This is a genomic window from Paenibacillus sp. FSL H8-0315, assembly GCF_038005365.1.
In the GTDB taxonomy this organism is placed as follows: Bacteria; Bacillota; Bacilli; order Paenibacillales; family Paenibacillaceae; genus Paenibacillus_AQ; species Paenibacillus_AQ odorifer.
The window spans coordinates 4,839,780-4,864,016 of sequence record NZ_JBBOTA010000001.1 but is presented as its reverse complement, the minus strand read 5'-3'; the positions used below and the strand labels follow the sequence as shown (position 1 = coordinate 4,864,016).

Below are 24,237 nucleotides of genomic sequence, written 5' to 3'. Positions count from 1 at the left end.
ATCCCCTTTTCTTCTGATTGTGTAACTACGATCGGCTCTTCTGAGCTTAGTTCAAAGTTTATAGCTTTTTTCGCAAGAATGGCATGCATTATCAAACAAAGTTCATTCACTTTTCTGTGTTCTTCTTTCCTGCTCCGGTTCAAACCTGTAATTTTCTATCTAAAACATGTAAAATATTCAGCTTATGTACCTCCCCCTGTATCGGAACGCAGGAATATGCTATGGTATATGAAAACGCTTTATATGTTTTCACATTTTGTAGAGGAGTGTTAAATACGGTAAGAAAATCCACCATTAAAAGTCGCATTATTCTGCTCATGGCCGTATTCGCACTGCTGATAGCGTCGCTGTTGTCTTTTTTTAGCTATGAATTAATTACTTATTATCAGCGTAAAACAACCATCCAGGCGACCGAGTTCAATCTGCAGCTGGTATCCCATATTATTGAACAGGATTTAATTGATCTGTCATCGCTGGCGATGACCTGCAGCACTAACTCTTCTACTAATACCCTGATTACAGACTACTTCAGCTCACCTAAGGCTAGCTCTAAGGAAGCAGTTAATGTATTCAACTCGATGCAGCAGGACTTCCTGAACAACCGCTCCAACAGCTATGCCCGCCGTCTGATTGTTACGGACAGCAACGGAAAGTTTCTGCAGGTGGATAAAACCGGCACCTCTGTTCCGCTTACCATACACAATATCGGTCAAATTACCGGCCTTAGCAATGATGCCGAGGAGAAATGGGACCGGGTGATCAAGGACCCGCTGTCTAATACGAACGGGATTCCATTTGTTTTTCCTATTTACGGCAAAGGGGCTTCCCGGGTTGGAACGGTGTACCTGTTAGCAAATACCACTGTTATTACCGACAAGCTGAAAGGGTACTCCCTGCCGAAGAATTCCCGGCTGCTGCTGACGCTCGGCAATCATCATTATCAGCTCATCGGCGATCAGGTCATCGCCATTGCAGAGCCGTATGAACCGGTGGCCTATACCAATGATAAACCTGTCGGTCCGCAAACTGAGCTGTCCATGGTCAAGCTCGAGGACGAGAAAGAGAGCCATATCGTGGTATCTTATCCCGTCCGCAGCGGAGTCATTCTGTCACAGACTTTATCCAATGACCTGTTCGCTCCCAAGACAAATATATGGATTCTGGTTATGCTCGGCGTCTGTCTCCTGGTTATTGTCTTAAGCGCTATCATTACGCTGTATCTGACCCGTACCATCAGTCTTCCGGTGGAAAAACTGAAGAAGCGGATTGATAAGATCGCCCAGGGCAATTTCCTGCTGGACCGCAATATCGAATGGAACAGCGAGCTTGGCGATGTCGGCCGGGGCATTAACCGCCTGTCCCAAGATATCGTAGCGCTTATGGACAGCCGGCTCGCTGACGAGAAACAGAAGCAGGAGCTGGAATACCGGATGCTGCAGAGTCAGATCAATCCCCATTTCCTGTACAACACACTGAATTCGATCAAATGGATGGCTACAATTCAGAATGCTACCGGCATCGCGGAAATGACCACTTCACTATCCAGACTGCTGCGCAGCATCGCCAAAGACAACCGTAGACTAATGCCGTTGAAAGATGAGCTGAGCCTGCTGGATGATTATTTTCTAATTCAGAAATACCGCTATGGCAGTACGGTCTCTATGGTAAAGGAGATTGACAACGAGGAACTGCTAACCGGTCTAATTCCACGATTCACGCTCCAGCCCCTGGTCGAGAACGCCATCTTCCATGGCATCGAGCCCAAAGGCAGAGGAGAAATTCTCATTAAGGTGACCAAAAGTGGATTCGCCGATATTCTAGTTACGATTGAAGACAATGGTGTAGGGATGAAGGAAGAAGAAATCTCCACGATTCTGTCGAATCCAGGTGATGGAAGCAAAGAAATGCCCGAGAATATTGGACTCCGCAGCGTAAATGAACGTTTGCGCCTGGCATTTGGGGATAATTACGGTCTTTCGATTGAGAGTGAGTCGGGCCAATATACCCGGATGAAGATTCTTCTGCCGTTCCTGCAAAAGGAATAGAGTAGCATATCAAGCAAGGATGTGATGGAATTGATCAAGTTGTTAATTGCTGATGACGAGGCGCTGGTCTGCATCGGCTTGCAGTCCATGCTGAAGTGGGAGCAATATAATATAGAAATTGTCGGCATTGCACACAACGGGGCTCAAGAGGAAGAAATGATTGACACCCTACGTCCTGACATCGTAATCAGCGATATAAAAATGCCAATTAAAAGCGGCTTAGAAGTTGCCAATGCGGTACGCAAAAAACACGGCCGGCTTCCGCTGTTCATCATCTTAACAAGCTACGAGGAATTCGAATACGCGCGTGGAGCGATTGAAGTGCAAGCCACAGATTATCTAGTGAAGCTAGAACTGACACCAGAGGCACTTGATGCCTCCATTCGGAAAGCAATTTCCCAGTTGGAGGCTTTTCAAACCCTAGACAGCTATCCCATGCTTGCTCATAGAGGCAATCTACAAGCTCAACGCGATAAATTTTTCATCCGCCTGTTCAATAACTTATTCGCAAATAAAAACCAGTACCTTTTGCAGAGAGATGATTTAAACCTTGAGCTCAAGGAACCTGCTTATCTAGTCTGCACTTGCCGTATTTTGGGACCAGACAGTGTCCCGCCCCGCGGCGATAAAATGGTTGCTCTGTGCTCAAGTACCGTCCAAATGGCTAAAGATACGCTTACTTCCATAAGACCTTGTTATGTGAGCAGTCTGGACTTGCGCAATTTTGCTGTAACCCTGCCCGTCAACGGGACGGATTCACGGCAATGGATGCCTGAGATTGAAATGCTATTGACCCATATGGCCTCCATACTTCATAACTACTTCAATGTAAGGATCATCGGCGCGATCGGCTTTTCGGTCGAGGATCCTTATTTGCTGCGGGAAAGCTACCTCGCTGCGCGAAAAGCGCTTCCTGCTGCGGTTAAAGCACAGTCGTTTGTGTTTTTTGCCGAAGGAGAGTCGCTGGAGCAGGATCATCTGTTGTTTGATTTCTCCGAATTGCGTACAGAGATCCGCCGTGCTTTTGAAGAAATGGATACCCAAGCTTTATACGCCATTATCTCCAAAATGATCGAAATCTTCGACGGCCGGGCCGACCTGCTGGTTCCCGCCACTGATGCTGCCTGCAACATTCTGTACATGGCCACTTCACTGCTCGCAGACGGTGAGAACATTGTGGAACAAATTTTCGAAAATGAACCGGAGGGCTACCGGGCTATCTACCAGATGCATACGATTGAAGAGATCGCTGGCTGGCTGATCCAGTTCCGGGACGGTTGCTCAGACATCCTCTCTACCCGCAGACAAAGCTACAAGGAGCAGCTCGTCAAAAATGTCCAAGAGTATATTAAACGAAATCTCGGAACTAAGCTCTCGCTCAATCAAGTGGCTGATGTCTTCAATTTCAGTCCCAACTATCTGAGCCACCTTTTCTCCAAGGTTGCCAAGGTCAACTATGTGGAATATATCACGGAGATCAAAATCACGACAGCCAAAGAAATGATGGCACGTGGGGAAGGTCGCATCTACGAAATCTCACAGAAGCTGGGATATGAGAGTGCCTTCTATTTCAGTAAAGTTTTCAAAAAGGTAACCGGAATTTCCCCCAGGGAATACATGCAGCAACTTAAAGCAGATTCACCATCTGACCGAAGCCTCGGAGTGAACAACCGTTCTTGAGATCAAGAGATTATTAAGAATAATCCCACTTCGCAAAAATAAAGCCAATAAATCTGCAAGGAGCAGGCTCTGTTCCTTGCAGATTTATTGGCTTGCCATCACCCTCAGCAGCATCCCTAAGTATCACCCTTATTCCTGCAATCTTTTTATTTATATTTTTAAACTAGCAAAATGCTAATACTCCGGTCTTTCTGCCCTAAAAGTCTACCAAAAAACCGCTTACGAGACACTTTCTCAGCTATTAAGACTGCTGTTCCCATATTGACTTTTCAACATATAGTAATTAAAATAAACAACGCACACTAAATATAGTATAGATACGATTTTTCAGAATTTATAGCTTATCCATTCAGTTTTCATACTATTTTCAATAGTTTTTAATATTTACAGGGGGACAGACACCATGCTAGTCGCGTATGATTCAAAAACAGGAAATGTCAGACGCTTCATCAGCAAACTTAAGTTGCCGGCTGTGCAGATTGAGGAGCATATGACGATTGATGAGCCCTATGTGCTTATTACATATACCACCGGCTTTGGACAGATTCCAGAAAAGGTGTCTACTTTCTTGAAGAACAATAATGCCAATCTGAAGGGCATCGCCGCCAGCGGCAATAAGAACTGGGGCGAGCTGTTCGCGCACAGCGCGGACTTGATTGCAGATCGGTATAACGTGCCCGTTATCGGTAAATTTGAGTTATCGGGTACATTTGGCGATGTAGAACGGATTAAACAGGAGGTGAGCCGGGTTGCGGCATATTGAATTAAACAACATGTTGATGAAGAGAGACGAAAGTGGCTTCTTTCAGCTAGACAAAGATCTTGAGGCAGTAGCCGAATTTATGCGGGATGTAGAGCGGCGGAGTCTGGTTTTTGCGAATACAAAAGCCAAGGTTGATTATATGATTGAACAGGATTTCTACGAGAATTTTTATGAACAGTACAGCACGGCGGAAATTGAAGAAGTCTACCAGATTACCCACGCCTACAACTTCAGTTTTCCATCTTATATGGCAGCTTCGAAATTCTACACGGATTACGCTGTAAAAACCAATGACCGCAAACAATATCTGGAGCATTACCCGGACCGTGTGGCGGCAGTCGCCCTTCACCTGGGACGCGGCAATGCCGATACTGCGGGGGTACTTGCCCGTTCGATGATGGAACAGCGCCTGCAACCTGCGACACCAACCTTCTTAAATGCCGGTAAGAGCCGGCGTGGTGAGCTCGTCTCCTGCTTCCTAATCGAAATGGACGACTCGCTCAATTCCATCAACTATGTGCTGAATACCTGCATGCAGTTGTCGAAGATCGGTGGCGGTGTGGCCGTTAACCTATCCAAGCTACGCTCCCGTGGTGAAACTATCAAGGGTGTTGAGGATGCTGCGAAGGGAATTATACCTGTACTTAAGCTGATGGAAGACGGCTTCTCCTATGCAGATCAGATGGGTCAACGTAAAGGATCAGGAGCAGCCTATTACAATATTTTTGGCTGGGACGTTCTGGAATTCCTCGACAGCAAGAAAATCAACGCCGACGAAAAAACAAGACTCAAAACCCTGTCCATCGGCCTGATTATTCCAAACCGCTTCTATAAGCTGGCGAAGGACAATGAAGCGCTGCATGTATTTGCTCCTTACAGTGTGTACAAAGCCTACGGCACGCATCTCGACGATATGGATCTGGATGACATGTATGATAAGCTGCTGGCCGATCCACGTGTCAAAAAGAAGAAAGCTATGAGCGCACGGGATATGCTGACCAAAATTGCCATGATCCAGCTGGAATCTGGCTATCCATATATCATGAACAAGAGCAATGCCAATGCGGCCCATGCCCTGAAAAACGTCGGTCAGATCAAAATGTCCAACCTTTGTACTGAAATCTTTCAGCTGCAGGAGACCTCAGAGATTGCCGACTACGGACAGGAGAGTACAATCCGCCGCGATGTAAGCTGCAATCTGGCTTCCTTGAACATTGTTAACGTGATGGAACATGGCAAAATCCGTGAATCCGTACATGAGGGCATGATCGCCCTGACCGCTGTTAGCGATATGACCAGTATTTCCAATGCCCCAGGCGTAGCCAAAGCAAACAAGGAAATGCACTCTGTCGGTCTTGGCGTCATGAATCTGCACGGCTATCTGGCTAAGAACAACATTGCTTATGAAAGCGAGCAGGCCCGCGATTTTGCCCGGACCTTCTTTATGACCATGAATTTCCACTCGCTGGAGAAAAGCATGGAAATCGCTGCCGCCACGGGCCGATCTTTCCATGGATTTGAGGCTTCTGATTATGCTACGGGAGCTTATTTTGAGCGTTACCTGACTACCGATTACCGTCCAGCTACCCCAAGGGTACAAGAGTTATTCGGAGATATTTATATCCCATCCCCAGCAGACTGGGAACAATTGCGGGATGCGGTAAAAACAAATGGCCTATACCATGCTTACCGTTTGGCGATTGCGCCAACGGCCAGCATTTCCTATATCCAAAACGCCACTTCAAGCGTTATGCCGATTGTTGAGCAGATTGAGACTCGGACTTATGCTAATTCAACTACTTATTATCCGATGCCGTACCTGCGGCCGGACAATGTGTTTTTCTATAAATCGGCTTACCAGATGGACCAGTTCAAGGTAATCGATCTGATCGCGGAAATTCAGCCCCATATCGACCAGGGTATCTCGACCGTTCTGCATGTTAACAGTGATGTTTCCACCAGAGAACTGGCCCGCTCCTACCTGTATGCGGCGCATAAAGGCTTGAAGTCGCTGTATTACACCCGGACCAAAAAGCTGTCCGTCGAGGAATGCCTCACCTGCTCGATCTAAAAGGAAGGCTATAGCCGTAGAAAAGGAGATTGCAATATTATGACCGCTATCCAAGCCGTTAACTGGAACCGTCCCGACGACGATTTCTCATTGATGTTCTGGAATCAGAACATTATGCAATTCTGGACGGACGATGAAATTCCATTATCCGATGATAAAATGTCCTGGCTCACGCTCAGTGAGCAAGAAAAGGACTCCTATATGAAGGTGCTGGGCGGTCTGACACTGCTGGATACGATTCAAGGCGGAGTCGGAATGCCACAGATTATGGAGCATGTCGAAGGCCTTCAACGTAAAGCCGTACTGGGCTTCATGGGTATGATGGAACAAATTCACGCCAAATCGTACAGCAGTATTTTCACCACTTTGTCCTCTACAGAGGAGATCGACAGTGTATTCCGCTGGGTAGAAGAGAACCCCTTCCTCCAGTTCAAAGCGGAGACCATCTCACAATATTACAAAAACATAGACTCACCAAAAGACCTGTACCTCGCCATGGCAGCCTCCGTGCTGCTCGAGAGCTACTTGTTCTACAGTGGTTTCTTCTATCCCCTATATCTGGCTGGGCAGGGCAAAATGACTTGCAGCGGTGAGATCATCGACCTTATTCTACGGGATGAGAGCATCCATGGGGTATATGTCGGCGTGCTGGCACAGGAGATCTTTGACGGGCTCCCAGAAGACGAGCAACGCGAACTTCACCATACGCTGGTAGAATTGCTTCGACTGCTGCATGAGAATGAAGAGCGTTATACCGAGCAGATCTATGCCCCTATCGGATTGGTGGACGAGGTTAAGACTTTTCTAAGATACAATGCCAATAAAGCGATGATGAATCTGGGCCATGATCCGCTATTTGACGAGGAAGAGATCAACCCGATTGTTCAGAACGGGATCAGCACCCACACCAAGCAGCATGACTTCTTCTCGAAGAAAGGCAACGGATATGTCCGGGCGCTTAATGTGGAGCCACTGAAGGATGAAGATTTTCAATTTTAAATATAGATAAAACAAAAAGTGCGGAGAAAGCTCTCCGCACTTTTTGCTAACTCTATTTATTAGATTATTGCAATTTTTTCAGTACTGTTCTAGCTTCTTCATAGGTATCGTAAGCATCAGCAAAATCTCTGCCAAAAATACGTTTCAATTGCATTTTCCAAATTGGGTTTTTAGTTACATAAGCCCATCCTGCTTGGCCAGCTGCTTTCGCCATCTCACCTGTTGGAGCCAACATTGCTGCAACTTCAGGGGAAAGTACACTTGCAGATTCAGTTACATCAGTTGTACCTGTAAATTTAGGACTAACAAGCTTCATGATATTCTCAAAATCTTTCAAGTATCCTGGAACATCCTCAGCAGAAAAATCGATAGATACTACATCGATGTGGTTTTCACTTTTGTTGTATTTAATTGTGTATGACATAATTGTATTCCTCCAAGTTTTAATAGTTATTTTTTAATAATAGAAAGTAATGTATGTAACTCCAACAGACAAAAAATTTCTGCCCAGGCTTTTCAGTAACTTCTACTTTTGGCAACTGGGTTTGGAACAAACTGCCTTGTTTAAATGATGCCATATCGTTACAATCAATAGTTAATGACATCTATTTCCTGTATCGTTTTATTGCAACATCCTTTCTAATATATTTTAACTCATACCTATTACCTATATTATTATCGACAAATTTCTTTTTTTATTTATATTAAAATACAAATTTCTACAAATTCCAACATATCCATGGTTATATTTGCCTTAATTTCATTCACAATTGTGTAATTCCGTTATCATTTAGAAACAACTAAAAAAGGCTCTGCGTGCGCCTTCCAACTCCAGTCCATTCATCCTACAGGATTTTCGAACAGGAATACGCCGCAAAGCCTTCGATACTAGATGCTTATATAAGTAAATTAATCCGTCTAATTACTTAGTTGCGGAGTAGCCCCCGTCAATCACATGTGCTGTACCTGTAATAAATGAAGCCTCATCACTTAGAAGGAAACATGCAAAAGCAGCTACTTCCTCAGGCGTACCATATCTGCCCAAAGCCGTTCCAGAAGCGATAAGAGATTGAAGCATCTCTACATCATCAGACAACAGCTTTTCGTATCTGTTCATGGTTGGTGTAGGAATAGGACCAGGGCAAATAGCATTTACTCTGATATTACGGTGACCCACTTCTTTAGCAACCGATTTAGTCATGCCCACAATGGCGTGTTTACTTGCTGAATAAGCTGCATCATTTGCCATCCCAATAAAAATACCATGCAAGGAGGAACAGTTTAGAACGGAAGCACCGGATTTCATATGTGGTAATGCATAATGCAACATGTAGAATTGGCCATTAAGATTTGTCTGAATCACCTTTTGAAACAATATCGGATCATATTCTGTAACATCCGCATTATCTCCTGTAATTGCTGAGTTATTATAAAGGCAATCAATCTTTCCATAAGCTGCTAAGGTTTGATCTACGATATTTTTGCAGTCTGCTTCAACTGAAACGTCTGACCGCACAAACAGCGCTTCTCCACCTAAAGCTTTGATTTCTTCGACTGTGTTAGCGCCAGCATCTGATCGATTGGCAACTACTACAGTACCACCCTCTCTTGCTACTCTCAATGCTGTAGCTTTTCCGATTCCGGTACCAGCACCCGTAATAATAACTACTTTGTTTTCAAATCTGTTGCTACTCATTATGCGCACCACTTTCTTATGTCTTTTTCAGGAAGAGGATTTGAACCTCATAGACCCTAATGTCACCTGATACAATGTGGATTGGAACATTTTTGCAGAAAAATCGACAAAATTATCCTCTATATGACAACTTTATTGTATTTAATTGTATATAGCAATCAATATTTTAATCTACTTTTCCAACAATTGAGAATTTGGTTTTGATCGTCATAAAAAATACACCCCTTAGAATTTCATCAGATAAACCAGAAGTTTTATCCAATGTTATTCTAAGAGGTGTAATAAACCTCTACCTAACTCCACGAACTGGGACGTCGATTCGAACTTGACCTCCACCCGTCAGGGTAGAATTGCTAATATGCAGACTGCCCTGATGCTGCCTGACAATGGTGTCGGCAATATAAAGTCCCAATCCATAGTGATTTTTGGAGGTACGGCTACTGTCCCCTCGATAAAACTGCTTAAGTGCTGATTGGAGTCCTTCACTCGTAAATCCTGATCCACTGTCTGCTACCGTTATACTCCACCGATCTTGTTTTGCCTCAACCTGCAAATAAATCACACTCTCATACGGGGAATACTCTACCGCATTAGCGAGTACATTCATCACAGCCCGATGAAGTAGCTCATCGTCAATCAACACCTCAGGGGGCAGATTATTGTCCTGGTGAAATTCTATCTGAAGACGCTTAGGGACAACCAACGCATCTAACTGCATACGAATTTGCTGGATAAAGGCATCCGTTGCAACCCATTTAGAGCGGGGAGAAATTTGTTTTCTTGTATTAGAAATCTCAATAAGTGTTGCCATGTATTGTTCGATTTGATCTGCATTTTTGGAAATATACCCTATATATTCTTGCTGATTCTCTGCTAAATCTGAGTCTATCAGCAAATCTGCATTTCCTTGAATAATCGTAAGAGGAGTCTTAATGTCGTGGGCAAGCGCAGAAATCTGCTCTTTTTTCATTTGTTCCAGATTCCATTGCTGTTCTAGTGACTTTTTCAATTCCTCTCTCAGCTGTTCCAGGGATGATAGCACCTCATCAATTTCACTGACCCCAGAATACACGACAGTAAAATCCAAATTTTTAGCTTCAATGTGATGTGCAGCTTCCTGCAAGGAAGCCATTTTTTGACTCAGTCTTCGAGCGAAAAATCCAGAAATCAGAATAACTTCCAGTAACATCAGAACTACAAAAAACAGCAATAGCGTTAATTGCGGATTAGGCAGCGTGTTATGCAGAAAATTTGAGGTGAACTGCGGTACAATTGCATATTGCAGTACGATAACCTCATGCTCCCGCTCAATCACATCGCTGCAGTTTGTACCCATGAGATTGCAACTGCTTTGATTCTTCTGCAATATATCTAGAGCGCGTTCTTTAGGAATATTTCCTGAAATATAGTTCTTTTGCTGATCCAATACCGCATATTCCGCTCCCCAAGGGATCATTTCTTCCGTAATTTGTGGCGCACGCTGCAAAACATCCCAAGACTTTGCAATGGATTGCTCGGTATGGTTTGCTGGAACAATCATTCCATACTGCATTAAGAGAGTAAATACCCCTAAACACAGAAATGCCAATAATAGAGTACACGCACCTAATGATAATAAATATTGAATGAAGACTGTACGGAGCCGTATTCGTTTCACACCCATTTGTAACCTATCCCCCAAACGGTTTCAATCGGTGAAACCTCCCTCGCACTCAGCTTACTGCGGATATTTTTCACATGTTCTGTAATAGTTGAGCTATCGCTTTCTCTGTCATAGCCATAAACCGATTCATAAATTTGTTCTTTGGAAAAAACCTGACCTTTATTTCTAGCAAGAAATTCACATATCTGATATTCACTTTTAGTGAGATTTATTTTCTCTTTATCAACAAAAATCTCCTTTGCCGAGAGATTGAATTTCACTCCAGATGCGCTTAACATATGATTTTTCTCTCGATTTTCACGCCGCAAATGAGCGTTCACCCGAGCCTTCAACTCGCCTGCGCGAAAAGGCTTCACGATATAGTCATCTGCACCTACACTAAGTCCAAACATAATATCCGTTTCCATTGATTTAGCTGTAAGAAACAGAATCGGACAGTCTACGATATCCCTGATTTGAGTACAGAGCTCAAAACCATCGATATCTGGCATCATCACGTCCAACAGGATTAAATCAAATGTCGAGTACTCATTCAAAGGCATATGTCGTGCACTTGTTTTTATCGTAACCCTATGGTGATCTTTGCTAAGAATATTATTTACTAGCGCCAAAATATCAGGTTCATCATCTATTATTAAAATATTAGCCAGTGACCTCACTCCTATTTATTCATATGATTTCCTACCCTGAAAGTAATGAAACCATATCAAGCCTAACACTGCCATTACCATTGTACTAATAAGTATAGCAGGTACGGAATGAATAAGTTGCAGCTTCAATACTTCCGTTTCAATGAGCCCGTTGGGTTGAGCATAAAATAAGGGAAGTTGAATCATCCGCATCGACCAGGCCCACGGTATGTATAACCACACTTTATCGCCTACAATTGTTCCACCTACGATAGCTGCAATTAGCGTACCTGCACTACCCACCGTTAGAGAAAGTCCCATGCCTCCAGCATAACTTAAGATGAGATGAAAGATCATTAAGATTAGAGCAGTGCCTACTACCCAACAAGCTCCTTGCCAGAATATTAGATATTGTATCCGCTCTATATGCAAAATTTTTTTCATGCCCAGTATTAGAATTGATGTTGAACCGAATACGATCCATATCATTGCCAAGATTATGAACCCTAGTTTTCTTATATAACACTTCGGACGTGAAAGAGCACTTAATAGATTATAGAATCCCCCTGCCCCCTCCTCTAAACCACTCATTAAAGCAGAGAATAATCCTATCCCAACAGGCAACCCAAAGGCTAGTAATGAAAAATAACCATCATATATGTGAAGCTGATCCGCACGCTGTGAAAAATACCAAAGTACCATCATCGGATATAGAACAGGAACAAGGAATATCAACCAACGAATTGCAGTGTGCTTAGTCATCAACCATTCAGCTTGTAATAGTCGGAGTATCACCATCTCTATCGCACCTCTCTTCTACTAAACCAGCAGCTAGTTAAGGTGAGGGTTACCAAAAAAAATACAAGCGACACCACAATTCCAGGTAAAATAACCGAAGAGTCTCTTAAAGCATCCTGTGCTGAAAGAGCCACACCATTGGGACGCACACCAACAATGGGACACATTAACCTTAAAGCCCAACTCCACGGAACATAAATCCATGAAGGTTGGTCCGCTGCTAGTACACTCACAATCATCCCAAACAGACCTGCAAGAATAGATACTACCGCCCCAAATTGTTCGGCTAAGAATAGATAGATTGGAATCATCCCCAAAGAGGTCAACCAAACAACAATAGCGGCTGTTGTAATTTCAGATAAGGGTGCTGCACCCAAAGGAAACAAAAGACCAGATAGGTACATTACTGCAATAAGAAGCAGCGAAGACAGCAGCAAATAATATGACACCACAATTATTTTACTGAGCCAAAGTTTAGCGATACTAATTCCGTGACTGCTTAAGCTACGGTACCCTCCAGCCTTACGATCCTTGTTATTCGATAGTGTAGACAACAAAGCAGATCCTATGGTCATGAATAACAGCGGCCACCAATTAAATACCATTTCCATAAAATAGTGGTCTTCCGTTTGCAGGTTCTGTTGTGTGAAAAATGAAAATAGAAGAAAAAACAGTGGCACCGCAACAATCAATTTTCGCGAAAATGTTCGTTTGAATTTAAGATTTTCGGATAACAGATAGTGGATCATCTTGTTACCTCCTGTCTGTTCCGAGTCACGACTTCCATGAACAATTTCTCCAAATCATCACCAGGATATATTGCATTCTGATACCCTAGAACACCATTACTAATGATCCCAATATGATCGGCAATTTGCTCCACCTCATGAAGAATATGACTCGATAAGATGACGGTAATCCCTTGTGCAGGAAATGAGCGTATAAGCTCACGTAATTCCTGAATCCCAATGGGATCAAGCCCATTTGTCGGTTCATCCAGAATCAAGAGTCTAGGTTGATTTAACAAGGCGATCGCAATCCCGAGACGTTGCTTCATGCCCATAGAGAATTGTCCCGCTCTTTTTTTACCTGTTGTTGTTAAATCAACAATTTCAAGAACTTCCCGAATCCGAGAATCCGGTAAGTTTAATATTGTCGTATGTACCTTCAAATTTTGGGCAGCAGTCAAATTCCCGTAAAGTGGCGGGGACTCAATCAGCGCTCCAATGTGTAGTAAATCCTTACGTGTCCATGGATGACCGTCAAATAAAATTTGGCCTGACGTCGCTCGAAGAATCCCTGTTATCATTTTTAGGGTCGTCGATTTACCTGCGCCGTTTGGGCCTAGCATTCCATAAATCGAATTAGTTTTTACGGTTATGCTGATATCATTAACCGCACACTGCCCCCTAAAATTCTTGCATAAATTATTAGTTTGTAAAATATATTCTCCCATCCTATATCATCCTCTCATTTGCTATACGTTGATCATATATAGCAAATCTAAGGACTTTATAAGGTTTTACTGAGCTCAAATTATACGGGATTATAACGAGCATAAAAAAAGCTCGGTTCAAATTTAACGTTGAACCGAGCCTGTTGAATTTTTATCATCATGCTCTGCGAATTGTAAATTCAAAATCCATATCTAAGGATGGATTGATTTGATATTCATCAAGAACTGGAGCTCCCCAGCTGTCATCCCCGCCTACGCCCATTTGACGTCCAGCAATGGTAACAACGGTATAGTGAACGTTCGGCAGCTCATAATGATGTGTCGCATTCTCCAGCTCCATTGCCGAGTAAGGCGAGATATTGGCTTCAACAGGGGCTGTAGCTGGTGCCGATATTATAATGCCTTGACCATAATCGTTCTTAATGGATACTTCGCGCACACCTGTGCGGTTGCCCGATTCCTGCGGCACCAAATAGGACGACACATTATCCACCGCATGATTCTGGAAGCGACACAATCTTGCTCCACACGCACGGTCGATATAATTTTCTTCCGGCCCATTTGCATACCAATTCAGCTGGTGATAATCCGCTGGCACCTTAAAGCTTAAAGCGAAGAGTGGAAGCTTTGGTAAACCCGCTGCTCCATGGTAGCTTGATTTCACCTGTATGCTTCCATCGGAGAACACTGTGTAAGTTACACGTACACGTACCTCCTCTGATACACTAAGCTTATACACGTAAGTCACGGTCGCACGATCTTTCTCCTCCACGAGCTCGAAGCTTAACGTTCTACGGGTCAAGCTTGCTGCATACCAAGGGGAAGAGTCGAAATGCATTCCTGCCCCCTTATCATTGTCTGTCATTGCTCTCCAGAAGAGTGGTGCCGGCGGTGAAGAGATCATTTCCTGTCCTGAATATTTAACAGAAATTAATGTACCCGCCTGCTTTGAGAACATTACGGAGAAGTCACGACCATGTACACCAATATTCACATCTCCTTCAACCACGCGAAAATCATTCACGACAGATGTTATTTTAGCATCTGTTAAAGACTCCTCGGCTGACGTATTGGCCACTTGAAAAACATGCTGGCCAAAAGCGATTTCATAACCGCTATTCGCCCATAATGAATCTTCCTTCAGGACAAGTGAAACATCCAAGCTATACTCGCCAGACTGATTCTTGATATCGGGTAGATCAACTTCTACATATTTTTCCTCGCCTGGATTAACCTGAGCGAATACAGTTCCACGCTGGATGACCCTACCCTCATAGTTCAGAGCGTATTGTAATTCATAAGCATCCAAGCCTACAAATAAGTTTTCATTTCTGATTGTAAAACCCTGACTGTCCGGGAGCAGCTTGACGTTCTGATACAGAAATTTCACTTCCTGCATTTTTGGCGACCATCTCCGATCCGCATACACAATTCCGTTACCGGAGAAGTTGTAGTCGGTTGAACGGTCATCAAAGTCTCCTCCATAAGCCATGAAGGGCTTACCGTATCGATCATTTTTTATAATCACCTGATCCATATAATCCCAGATAAATCCACCCTGATACATTGGATACTTCTGTTCTAGCTCTGTGTATTTATGCAGTCCCCCGACGGAATTACCCATCGCATGCATGTATTCACAGCTAATATATGGCTTTAACGGATCTTCTGTTAAATATCTTTCAATATCTGCCGCTTTCGCATACATGCGGCTTTCCATATCGCTCGAATCATCATATTCACGGTTATGGAACACCCCTTCATAATGAACCAAACGAGTAGGATCCTTCTCTCGAAAATAATTGGCTACGTTCAAAATTACTTCTCCTGCAAAAGATTCGTTCCCACAGGACCAAATTAGAATGGAGGGATGGTTTTTGTCTCTCTCTACCATGGAAATCGCACGATCCATCACGATATCCTGCCATTCAGGCTTATTGCCGGGGATGTTCCAAGACGGCTCAACTGCCCCCATTTTCTGCCATGATCCATGCGACTCTAAATTCATCTCGTCAATGACATAGACTCCGTATTCATCACACAACTCATACCAGAGCGTCATATTCGGATAGTGCGAGGTCCGCACAGCGTTGATGTTCGCCTGCTTTAAGGTTTTTATGTCCCATAGCATATCTTCTTTTGTAATGCTGCGTCCAAAGCGCGGATTAAACTCATGTCGGTTGACGCCTTTAAATACAATACGTTTGCCGTTTAAGTGCATAATCTTATCTATCATTTCGAATTTCCGAAAACCAATTTTTTGCGGCACAACTTCTACAAGATCCCCGGATGCGTTGTAAACAGAGACGTAAAGGGTATACAGATTAGGAGCTTCTGCGCTCCACAGCTGCACCTTTGTTGCCGCAAGCATAAGCGAAAGGGAATCTCCTGAAACTTCACTTTCCCCACTAGCTACAAGATTACCTGCTCTATCCTTTAGCTCAAGGAGCACTTTTGAGGCAGACTTACCTATCAATTGCATGACAGCCGTCAGCGTTCCTTGCTCAAACTTTTCATCCAAATCGGTTTGAACGTGGAGATCCCGCACATGAACATCCGGCACGGTGTATAGATACACCTCACGAAAGATTCCCGAAAAGCGCCAGAAGTCCTGATCCTCCAACCAACTCCCCGTGCTGCGCTGATAGACTTCGACCGCCAGCTTATTTTCACCTTCCGTCAAGTACGATGTTAAATCAAATTCACTCGGTGTAAAGCTATCTTCGCTATAGCCAACAAATTCCCCGTTTAGCCATATATAAAAAGCCGATTCAACTCCTTGAAAAGATATATACACCGGACGTTGCTCCCAGCCCGCAGGAACTTCAAAATATTTGACATAGCTGCCTACAGGATTGTGGTCCTCAGAGATCATCGGAGGTCTAAGATGCTCATGACCGTCCCATGGATACATCGTATTCACGTACTGAGGCTGCCCATAACCCTGAAGTTGGATATGACCGGGAACTTTAATATCCTTCCAGCCTCTGCAAGACACGTTCTCCTTATAAAAATGAACCTGTCGTTCCATGGCATTTTGGGCATAGCTAAATTTCCAGCTGCCGTTCAGGCTGTGGCGCCAGGGCATTTCTCCAAGCGCTTCGGCTTCATTTTTCGTTTGGTAATATCGATGGTCAGAATGCGCGTGCACTCTGCCTATTGCATAAATGGAAGGGTCTGATAACCATTCCAGACTTGGAGTGAGGTTTCGTTCAACCTGCTGCTTCATCTATATATCCTCCTCTATTCATAACATGATCGCTAACTTATTTAACCGAACCCGTCATCCCAGCTACAAATTGCTTTTGCATCATGAAGAACACTAGTGCTGTCGGCAAGGTCGTAATGACAATCGCAGACATGATCAGACCATAGTCAGGGGCATAACCTGAACCTAGATTCGAGATAAGAAGGGGCACAGTCATATTTTCTGGTGATTGCAATACGATCAAAGGCCACAGATAATTGTTCCAGCTGTTTAAAAATGTGATAATCGCAGCGGCGGCATAAGTTGATTTCATCGTTGGCATATAAATGCGGAAGAACAGACCAAATTCCGAAAGACCATCGATGCGCCCAGCCTCCATCATATCCTTAGGAAACATTTTTGTACTTTGACGAAAGAAGAAAATTAGAAATGCTGTTGTAAATGTCGGAAGAATGACCGCCGATGCTGTATCGATGCCCAGAAAAGGCACTACACTAGATACTTTTGCGAACATTTGAAATAGAGGTACCATGATCGCCGCAAATGGAATCATCATTGAAGCAAGTAAAATATTGAATACGATATCTTTACTCCGGCTGCGGTACATTTCAAAACCATATCCAGCCGCCGATGCGACTAGCAGTGAAAGCACAGTAGTCACCACAGAGATTTTTGCAGAGTTCCAGAGAGCCTGCCACATATCCACTGAACTAAAAAGATTGTTTATATTTTTCACTAAATGTGCACCCGGCAACAATGTTCCTTTGGTTACATCAACCGACTGGTTCGTGGCGCTTATAACCATCCAGATAAATGGAAAGATAGAGATCAGCGCAGCGATGATTAGAAATACGTAAGTAAACATGCGTTTGGTTTTCATTATCTCTTATCCCCTCCTACTTTGTTCTGAATAAGCGTCAGAATGAGCACCATTACAACAATCGAATAGGAGACAGTTGCAGCATATCCAAAGTTAGGTGTGTATTCAAAGGAAAGGTTATAAATATATTGGGAAATCGACATGGTTGCATTGCCGGGTCCACCTTTCGTGATGTTAACCACCTCGTCAAACAACTGAAGGGTACCAATGGTCGATGTGATCGTCGTAAACAAGATAATCGGCTTCAATAGGGGAATTGTAATTTTGAAAAATTGTGTAAATGCACTCGCACCATCTATATGAGCAGCCTCATATATTGATTTGTCGACATTTTGCAGTGAGGACAAATAGAAAATCATATTATAGCCAGTAAAGCGCCAAGTGATAGCGATAATGATAGTGACTTTAGCCCAGAAGGGGTCAGTAATCCATTGAATCGGTTCGCTGATTAGATGCAGATTCACCAGAAATTTATTGACGATACCTTCGGCTCCAAACATGTACTTGAAAACAACGGAGTACGCTACAAGTGAAGTTACCGTTGGCAGAAATATGGCCGTTCTGAAAAATCCTTTAAATTTCAGTCTTTCGTCATTTAGCAGCACAGCGATAAAGAGCGCCAGCACCAGCATAACTGGGACCTGAATAATCAAGTAAATAAAAGTGTTTTTGACGGCTGTAAGGAAAGTGGTGTCGCTAAACAGCCGAATATAGTTATCAAGGCCGGTAAAATGAAGATTGTTGCCTCTACCTGTCTTGAAGGATAGAATTAAGGCTTGAATCATTGGATAGAAATAGAAAATACTGATCATAATTACCGGCACAATAACGAATAACCAACCTGTCAGATGGATCTGCCGTTGACCCTTAGAGCTTTTATGTCTTTGAGAGCTTAGCCCTGGCTTTACATTTTCCACTCCACTTCACACCCTTCTGTCTGATTTATTAGAGATGAAAGCCCCTGCTACCCATCCTTCTGTAGAAATCCAATTTACAGGAGAAGTAGAAGCAAGGGCTTAGATTGTACAGCCTAAGTGTGATTAGCGAACTTGGGTATCTGCTTGCTTCTGGGCATCCTTCAGAACAGTATCTACATCTTTTCCACCAAGATAAGATTGCACTGCTACAACCATAATGTCCTCTATTGCGTAAGTGTTCATGCCGTAGTTTACGTTAGGAATTTGCTCGGTCCATGCCGCAAAATCTGATACAACCTTTTGACCTTTGAAAAATTCATCCGCTGCTGAATAAGCTTCTCCACTTGCCGCAGCTTTTAAAGTGCCGATAACACCAACTTTTGTATTCAACGTCTGATACAAATCAGCATCAGAAGCAAATGTTTTTGCAAGGAACTCCGCAGCGGCTTCTTTACCATCTACATTCATTACATACCAGGAGCTGCCCCCAAGGTTAGATGCATGGACGGAGCCTGCTGTTGCTGCCAGCTTAGGAAGTGGAGCTACTGCCCACTTACCGGATTGGGAAGCTTCGGCTTTAATTGAAGGGGTAATCCAGTTACCCGTCGGCACGGTTGCCACTTCACCACTATTAAATGCGCCTACAAATTGGCTCCAGTCTGAGTTAACTTTCACGATGCCGGAATCCATCATTTCTTTGTACAATACAAGTGCCTCTTTTAAAGCAGCGTTGTCTGCAATGGTCGGAGTCTGACCGTCTTCACCTGTATACCATGCACCCGCCGATTGAATCATGACCCGGATAAGTCCAAGATCATTGGGATCCAGTGTGATCATGCTTTTGCCGGTTTTTTCTTTTACAGCTTTACCGATCTCGATATATTGCTTCCAGTCGATATCCTGTAGTGCATCCAGGCTGTAGCCAGCTTGCTCAAGATAGTCTGTCCGTACATACATTCCAGTCACACCAGAATCAAACGGAACACCGTATTGCTTGCCGTCAACACTGGTCGGGCCAATCTTATAATCCGCAAAATCAGCGGCTTTTACAACATCAGTCAATTCATAAAAGGAATCCGGATACGCTTGTAAAAAGCTTTGCGCACGGTAATCCTCGATCAATACAATGTTAGGAAGACCCTTCGTAGATCCAGAGTTCAGCCCTGTGTTCAGCTTTTGCACGATATCAGCCTGCGCGTTCTCTACGACGTTTACCGTTATGTCTGGATTGACTTTCGCATAAGCTTCTTTGGCAACATTCATGGCTGCAATGTTAAACGCTGGGTCCCAAGCCCAAACTGTGATTTCTTGTGGCTTACTGCTACCTTCGCTTCCGGAGTTGCCCGTTTCGTTTTTCGTTCCACCTGAGGAACATGCCGAAAGTAGAACCACACTAGCCAGCATCACGGATAATAATTTTTTCACTTCGTAACCCCCTTGTTAATCTGTAAAATAATAAAGATGGAAGCGTTTTCTCTGCTACAATTCCATATTATCATTTTGTATTCGCTTTCTTTGGCAGTATCTTTGTTAGCTTTGGTGTTATTATTGGATTCTATTTTCACTCTGAGATCGACTCTGGTACTAATTTTAGATTTTTGTAAATTTTTTAGCTTTTTAACAATGGAAGCGTAATTATAATCTTCGTACCTTCATTTCGTTTGCTTGTGATGTTAATACCGTAACTCTCTCCATACAACAATTTGATTCTGTCATCAACATTCCGTATACCGATCCCAGAGAACAATTGGCGTTTGTGCTTCGAGGCTGGCAACTGTTCTTCTTTCAGAAAATTAGGATCAAGGTCCATCCCGTCACCATTATCTACAACTTCGCATACAAGCTGATCTTCCTGAACGGCGATCATGATTAGAATTCTTCCCTCATCTTTAAGATTGAATGCATGAAAGAACGCATTTTCGATAAAAGGCTGCAGAATTAGCTTTGGCATATGATAATCCAAGCTTTCAGGCTCCACAAAATAATTCACGCGGATCTTCTCGCCATACCTTACATGATTGATATATACATAATGCTTCAGCGATTCTAATTCCTGACTAACAGGTATAGTGGATTGAACATCACTGACAGTATTTTGCAGGAGTGAGATTAGCGAATTTATCGTGCCAGCTGCTTTTTCCTTGTTGCCCTGTTGCACCAGAAATTTGATAGAAGCCAGTGTATTGTATAAAAAATGGGGATTGATCTGCATTTGAAGGGCGGCCAGCTCCGCATTACGCTGCTGCTTCTGGGTCTCCATCAACCGATCAACATAATCATGTAGTGAATCAAGCATAAAATTAAAGGCATTGCCTAGCTCCTTAACTTCATAACTACTAGTGGCGACATCCACGTGGTTATCGAATCCTCCCTTAGGAATACTCGACATCTGTTCAACGAGTACACGCAGGGACTTCGTCATTTTCCTTGTAATTAAAAATACAATAATAAGCGAAATGGCTACGATAGCCATGATCGTCAACGACACTGCTTTGGCATTAACCATCTGCCCGGTCACAGCTTTTTTATCGATCAGATTCACCAAATAAACATCAAATTCAGGCAAGTATTCTGAGAATACTACCCGTTCATTCCCCATCACATAGACAGATTCTCCATTGTCTCCTGTGCTCTGTTCATCAACTACTTCTTGAAGCAGCTGTTGATCGTTCAGCCCAATCAGCTCTGTCCTGTTGCTGGATACGATTTGCCCTTTTGCATTCAGCAACACAACATCATTACCTTCACTCGTAAAATTGGCATAGAAGGCCTTGAAATCGCTATCACGAATTGCAATGTACATAGTGCCATAGATACTGCCGGTCGAATGATCAAATAGAGCTTTAGAAGCCACTAACATGATCTCTTTCTTATGCGTTTGACCATCCTCTTTTTGATAAAGCTGGTACAGAATTTGCTGCGGATGAGCCACTGTCGCTTTCGTAATCGGGTGGTTCTTCAATTCTTCAGCAGTAGCAGACCAATACCAAGGGTCAGTTGAGTAACTTCTGCCATTCGCACCTACAATCATAATCCCCACATCAAAAGCACTGAGGTTGGAGCGGACTGCCCGCATGCTTTCTGTCATCTGGTAGGTTTTGATAGCGAGTGTCAATGAATCCGTCTCTCCCCCAGACAAATAGCTGCGGATGGCACCTTTCTGAGCTGTCATTGTAGCACCCGTAGCTACAACGTTGTTGTAGGACTCCAAGTTTGTCTTCATCTGATTTAGTAGTTTGCCATTCGTTATGCTGAAGGTCTTTAAGAATAAATTTTCTGACATACGGATGGTAATGGACAAAGTCAGCAGGGATACAGCAACAATGCTTATGAGGGTCACAAGAAAAAGCTTGAGAAATAGGCCCTGCTTTCTAATCTTGTTAATGATAGTTCCAATCATGGTCGCTCTACGTCCCGTCTTCGGTACTGGCTCGGAGAAATACCAGCCTGTTTCTTAAACACTTTAGTAAAATAACTCTGATCCGAATACCCCACACTAGCGCTGATATCAGAAATTGTTTTTTCCGTCGTCACGAGTAACTCCATGGCTTTCTCCAACCGGACCTTGTTCAAATATTCATTAAATCCTTCACCATTCTGAGCAGTGAAATGGCTCGATAAATAAGAAGCGTTGAAATGAAACTGCCGCGCAACCCCAGTCAACGTGATGGGATCAGCGTAATGAGTCTGAATGTATTCAAGCAATCGGGTCATATTGGGATTGATCGTTAGGTTCGTCTCACCAATCGCACGTTCAGCTTCGCGAATAAAGGCTTCAGCAACAGCGATTGCGTCTCCGGCATACATCGCTTCATCTATTTTTCGAAAGAAGTCGTATTTGGATGCCTCCAAGCCTCCAGTCTCGTACTTCATTTTTCCAAGTGTGGTCGTTACGTTAAATATGAAATTCCCCAATAACGATTTGAATTCGAAAATATCGGTCCGATAATCCATCGAACGGAGATGAACATATTCCAGAAATCCAGTAAATGCCTTCTGGTATTGCTTACGTTTCAGTTGTTCCATTAATTCGCCCATATCATATTCCTGATAGGCTCTTGGAAGGCTGGGCAAATGATCGTTTTCAATTAAGCTTCGATCCGGCAAGTAGAAACTGTATCGTGTAAGCTTTAAATAATTGTCTCGATAAATCTCTCCCAGCTTATTAAAATCCGTAAAGCTTTGGCTGATAACGAAATGTGTTTCTCTCGCCCAATGATCCATTTCCGAGACCAGATATCGGAGCTCTATAACAAGCTCGTCCCACTGTTCCGGGTTTGCATTAAGCAAATAAATAACTGAATCATTGACAAACTTCAACCGAATAAACACTGTATCACCCAAAGGGAGCGTACTAAGCCCTTTTTCTATTTTCTGTGTGAAAGTTAACCTATCCCCAGAATCTTTAATATGTCTCATATCCGCTCCGAAGAAAGCGAATAGTGGGTGTGGAAACTTCGCATGAAGCAAAGCAGGTTCAAGCCCAGACTCATATCCGGTCATAAGCTTCTCGATAACTAGCAAAATTTGCTTTTCACCAGGATCCGTTCCTTGATCGGACATCTCCATCCCTACCAATTTAGCAGTGGTTTTATTTAGGATGGATAACAAATAGTCAGCTTCCAGCTTTGGCTTTAGAATGTAGTCCGCTACCCCACTTTGAAATGTGGATCGGACATAATCGTATTCACTGAAACTACTTAAGACGATTACTTCAATATGAGGGTATTTCTCCTTAACAATCTTAACCAGTTTCTCTCCGCCCATTATTGGCATAACAATATCTGTAATGATGATATGGGGACTGACCTCATCCATCATATTTAGTGCTTCAAGACCGTTAGCAGCCTCACCAACAATTCGATACCCTTCATTTTCCCAATCCAAAAGATGTTTGATTCCTTGTCTTACAAGCATCTCGTCATCAACAATCATAATTTTGAATATTGGTTTCATTTCTTCCCCCTTGTAACCGTTTTCTTTCCATTTGTTAGTATACAATACATCCAACAAGGAGCAAGCTTCTATACAAGTAAAGCCGTAAGCTTACTTAAAAATTGTTCATTCCAAATCATATGCCCCACCGACAAATATGGTCAACCTCTCATTTTTCATCCCATGAAATATTCTTAAATTTAAGGAAAAAACTTCTAGCGGATACAACAAAAAAAGCTGCGATAATTGCAGCTTTTTTGTTAATGAAACAATAATCCAAATAAATTATTTATTGGCTTATAGATAAAAATAATAAGAAACAGCGGACTGGGGATGTTCAATTTTAACAACGAGCAGAAGGTCGCACCAAGACCCAAAATCCAAAAAATAAAATATACGCTAAGATCACGCACTCGGCGCTTTCGCATTAATTTAGGCAAATCAAGTGCCATACAACCTACAGCAATCACCAAGAATAACAGTACTAGCATTTGACT

At 43.1% G+C, this 24,237-nt stretch carries 19 protein-coding genes; 5 read left to right on the top strand and 14 right to left on the bottom strand.

Translation table 11 applies throughout. From position 1 onward, the window contains the following. The first annotated feature begins 221 nt into the window (after window positions 1–221). The 5 genes from MHB56_RS21210 to nrdF all read left to right on the top strand — a co-directional run bounded on the left by MHB56_RS21210 (window position 222) and on the right by nrdF (window position 7,558). Window positions 222–2,045 (top strand): sensor histidine kinase, encoded by a 1,824-nt coding sequence (locus MHB56_RS21210; RefSeq protein WP_081387872.1) that lies wholly within the window; start codon window positions 222–224, stop codon window positions 2,043–2,045. A 30-nt stretch (window positions 2,046–2,075) separates the two neighbouring features. Next, window positions 2,076–3,725, top strand: coding sequence for a helix-turn-helix domain-containing protein (locus tag MHB56_RS21205; protein WP_341143964.1), 1,650 nt, complete (start codon window positions 2,076–2,078; stop codon window positions 3,723–3,725). 403 nt (window positions 3,726–4,128) lie between these two features. Beyond that, window positions 4,129–4,488 carry a class Ib ribonucleoside-diphosphate reductase assembly flavoprotein NrdI gene (gene nrdI / locus MHB56_RS21200; protein WP_036675861.1) on the top strand — a complete coding sequence of 120 codons (360 nt, stop codon included), beginning with the start codon at window positions 4,129–4,131 and terminating at the stop codon, window positions 4,486–4,488. Beyond that, on the top strand, window positions 4,475–6,559 hold the full coding sequence (nrdE, locus tag MHB56_RS21195) for a class 1b ribonucleoside-diphosphate reductase subunit alpha (RefSeq protein ID WP_339172188.1): 2,085 nt from the start codon (window positions 4,475–4,477) through the stop codon (window positions 6,557–6,559). Before nrdI ends, nrdE begins: the two co-directional genes overlap by 14 nt. 39 nt (window positions 6,560–6,598) lie before the next feature. Continuing rightward, the gene (gene nrdF, locus MHB56_RS21190) at window positions 6,599–7,558 is read left to right on the top strand and encodes a class 1b ribonucleoside-diphosphate reductase subunit beta (protein WP_076099522.1); all 960 of its coding nucleotides are present in this window, start codon (window positions 6,599–6,601) and stop codon (window positions 7,556–7,558) included. A 64-nt stretch (window positions 7,559–7,622) separates the two neighbouring features. On the opposite strand, the gene MHB56_RS21185 is transcribed toward nrdF, so the two are convergent. From MHB56_RS21185 to MHB56_RS21120, 14 genes are all read right to left on the bottom strand, one after another. Next, complete coding sequence (locus MHB56_RS21185; protein WP_036675871.1) at window positions 7,623–7,982, bottom strand: hypothetical protein; 360 nt, start codon at window positions 7,980–7,982, stop codon at window positions 7,623–7,625. 498 nt (window positions 7,983–8,480) lie between these two features. Further along, a complete protein-coding gene (locus MHB56_RS21180; protein ID WP_036675873.1) occupies window positions 8,481–9,254 on the bottom strand; it encodes an SDR family NAD(P)-dependent oxidoreductase in 774 nt (257 codons plus the stop codon). 289 nt (window positions 9,255–9,543) lie between these two features. Beyond that, window positions 9,544–10,806: a HAMP domain-containing sensor histidine kinase gene (locus MHB56_RS21175; protein ID WP_175623603.1), complete on the bottom strand. Its 1,263-nt coding sequence runs from the start codon at window positions 10,804–10,806 to the stop codon at window positions 9,544–9,546. Window positions 10,807–10,907: 101 nt separating this feature from the next. Next, window positions 10,908–11,567, bottom strand: a complete 660-nt coding sequence (locus tag MHB56_RS21170; protein ID WP_076125504.1) for a response regulator transcription factor — start codon at window positions 11,565–11,567, stop codon at window positions 10,908–10,910. Window positions 11,568–11,582: 15 nt separating this feature from the next. After that, entirely contained in the window at window positions 11,583–12,344 is a 762-nt protein-coding gene (locus MHB56_RS21165; protein WP_076282265.1) for a lantibiotic immunity ABC transporter MutG family permease subunit, read from the bottom strand. Between the two features lie 2 nt (window positions 12,345–12,346). Continuing rightward, window positions 12,347–13,093, bottom strand: a complete 747-nt coding sequence (locus MHB56_RS21160; protein ID WP_076185382.1) for a lantibiotic immunity ABC transporter MutE/EpiE family permease subunit — start codon at window positions 13,091–13,093, stop codon at window positions 12,347–12,349. Then, a complete protein-coding gene (locus MHB56_RS21155) occupies window positions 13,090–13,800 on the bottom strand; it encodes a lantibiotic protection ABC transporter ATP-binding protein (protein WP_076185383.1) in 711 nt (236 codons plus the stop codon). Before MHB56_RS21155 ends, MHB56_RS21160 begins: the two co-directional genes overlap by 4 nt. Before the next feature lie 157 nt (window positions 13,801–13,957). After that, window positions 13,958–17,029: a glycoside hydrolase family 2 TIM barrel-domain containing protein gene (locus tag MHB56_RS21150; RefSeq protein ID WP_341143963.1), complete on the bottom strand. Its 3,072-nt coding sequence runs from the start codon at window positions 17,027–17,029 to the stop codon at window positions 13,958–13,960. A 37-nt stretch (window positions 17,030–17,066) separates the two neighbouring features. Beyond that, window positions 17,067–17,888 (bottom strand): carbohydrate ABC transporter permease, encoded by an 822-nt coding sequence (locus MHB56_RS21145; protein WP_076185385.1) that lies wholly within the window; start codon window positions 17,886–17,888, stop codon window positions 17,067–17,069. Then, entirely contained in the window at window positions 17,888–18,700 is an 813-nt protein-coding gene (locus tag MHB56_RS21140) for a carbohydrate ABC transporter permease (protein WP_232061505.1), read from the bottom strand. The genes MHB56_RS21145 and MHB56_RS21140 overlap by 1 nt, the downstream gene beginning before the upstream one ends. Before the next feature lie 228 nt (window positions 18,701–18,928). Then, window positions 18,929–20,230, bottom strand: coding sequence for an ABC transporter substrate-binding protein (locus MHB56_RS21135; RefSeq protein ID WP_076125404.1), 1,302 nt, complete (start codon window positions 20,228–20,230; stop codon window positions 18,929–18,931). 184 nt (window positions 20,231–20,414) lie between these two features. Beyond that, the gene (locus MHB56_RS21130; protein WP_076125406.1) at window positions 20,415–22,205 is read right to left on the bottom strand and encodes a sensor histidine kinase; all 1,791 of its coding nucleotides are present in this window, start codon (window positions 22,203–22,205) and stop codon (window positions 20,415–20,417) included. Continuing rightward, window positions 22,202–23,761 (bottom strand): response regulator transcription factor, encoded by a 1,560-nt coding sequence (locus tag MHB56_RS21125; RefSeq protein ID WP_339172178.1) that lies wholly within the window; start codon window positions 23,759–23,761, stop codon window positions 22,202–22,204. The genes MHB56_RS21130 and MHB56_RS21125 overlap by 4 nt, the downstream gene beginning before the upstream one ends. Window positions 23,762–24,000: 239 nt before the next feature. Then, window positions 24,001–24,231, bottom strand: a complete 231-nt coding sequence (locus tag MHB56_RS21120; protein WP_036675888.1) for a hypothetical protein — start codon at window positions 24,229–24,231, stop codon at window positions 24,001–24,003. Between the last annotated feature and the right edge of the window lie 6 nt (window positions 24,232–24,237).

Bases quoted from the DNA above. Each gene is read 5' to 3' on its own strand.
- MHB56_RS21140 (WP_232061505.1), bottom strand. From the start codon at position 18,700: ATGATCAGTATTTTCTATTTCTATCCAATGATTCAAGCCTTAATTCTA.
- nrdF (WP_076099522.1), top strand. From the start codon at position 6,599: ATGACCGCTATCCAAGCCGTTAACTGGAACCGTCCCGACGACGATTTC.
- MHB56_RS21120 (WP_036675888.1), bottom strand. From the start codon at position 24,231: ATGCTAGTACTGTTATTCTTGGTGATTGCTGTAGGTTGTATGGCACTT.
- MHB56_RS21210 (WP_081387872.1), top strand. From the start codon at position 222: ATGGTATATGAAAACGCTTTATATGTTTTCACATTTTGTAGAGGAGTG.
- MHB56_RS21155 (WP_076185383.1), bottom strand. From the start codon at position 13,800: ATGGGAGAATATATTTTACAAACTAATAATTTATGCAAGAATTTTAGG.
- MHB56_RS21165 (WP_076282265.1), bottom strand. From the start codon at position 12,344: ATGGTGATACTCCGACTATTACAAGCTGAATGGTTGATGACTAAGCAC.
- MHB56_RS21125 (WP_339172178.1), bottom strand. From the start codon at position 23,761: ATGAAACCAATATTCAAAATTATGATTGTTGATGACGAGATGCTTGTA.
- MHB56_RS21130 (WP_076125406.1), bottom strand. From the start codon at position 22,205: ATGATTGGAACTATCATTAACAAGATTAGAAAGCAGGGCCTATTTCTC.
- nrdI (WP_036675861.1), top strand. From the start codon at position 4,129: ATGCTAGTCGCGTATGATTCAAAAACAGGAAATGTCAGACGCTTCATC.
- MHB56_RS21160 (WP_076185382.1), bottom strand. From the start codon at position 13,093: ATGATCCACTATCTGTTATCCGAAAATCTTAAATTCAAACGAACATTT.
- MHB56_RS21150 (WP_341143963.1), bottom strand. From the start codon at position 17,029: ATGAAGCAGCAGGTTGAACGAAACCTCACTCCAAGTCTGGAATGGTTA.
- MHB56_RS21175 (WP_175623603.1), bottom strand. From the start codon at position 10,806: ATGCAGTATGGAATGATTGTTCCAGCAAACCATACCGAGCAATCCATT.
- MHB56_RS21145 (WP_076185385.1), bottom strand. From the start codon at position 17,888: ATGAAAACCAAACGCATGTTTACTTACGTATTTCTAATCATCGCTGCG.
- MHB56_RS21185 (WP_036675871.1), bottom strand. From the start codon at position 7,982: ATGTCATACACAATTAAATACAACAAAAGTGAAAACCACATCGATGTA.
- MHB56_RS21180 (WP_036675873.1), bottom strand. From the start codon at position 9,254: ATGAGTAGCAACAGATTTGAAAACAAAGTAGTTATTATTACGGGTGCT.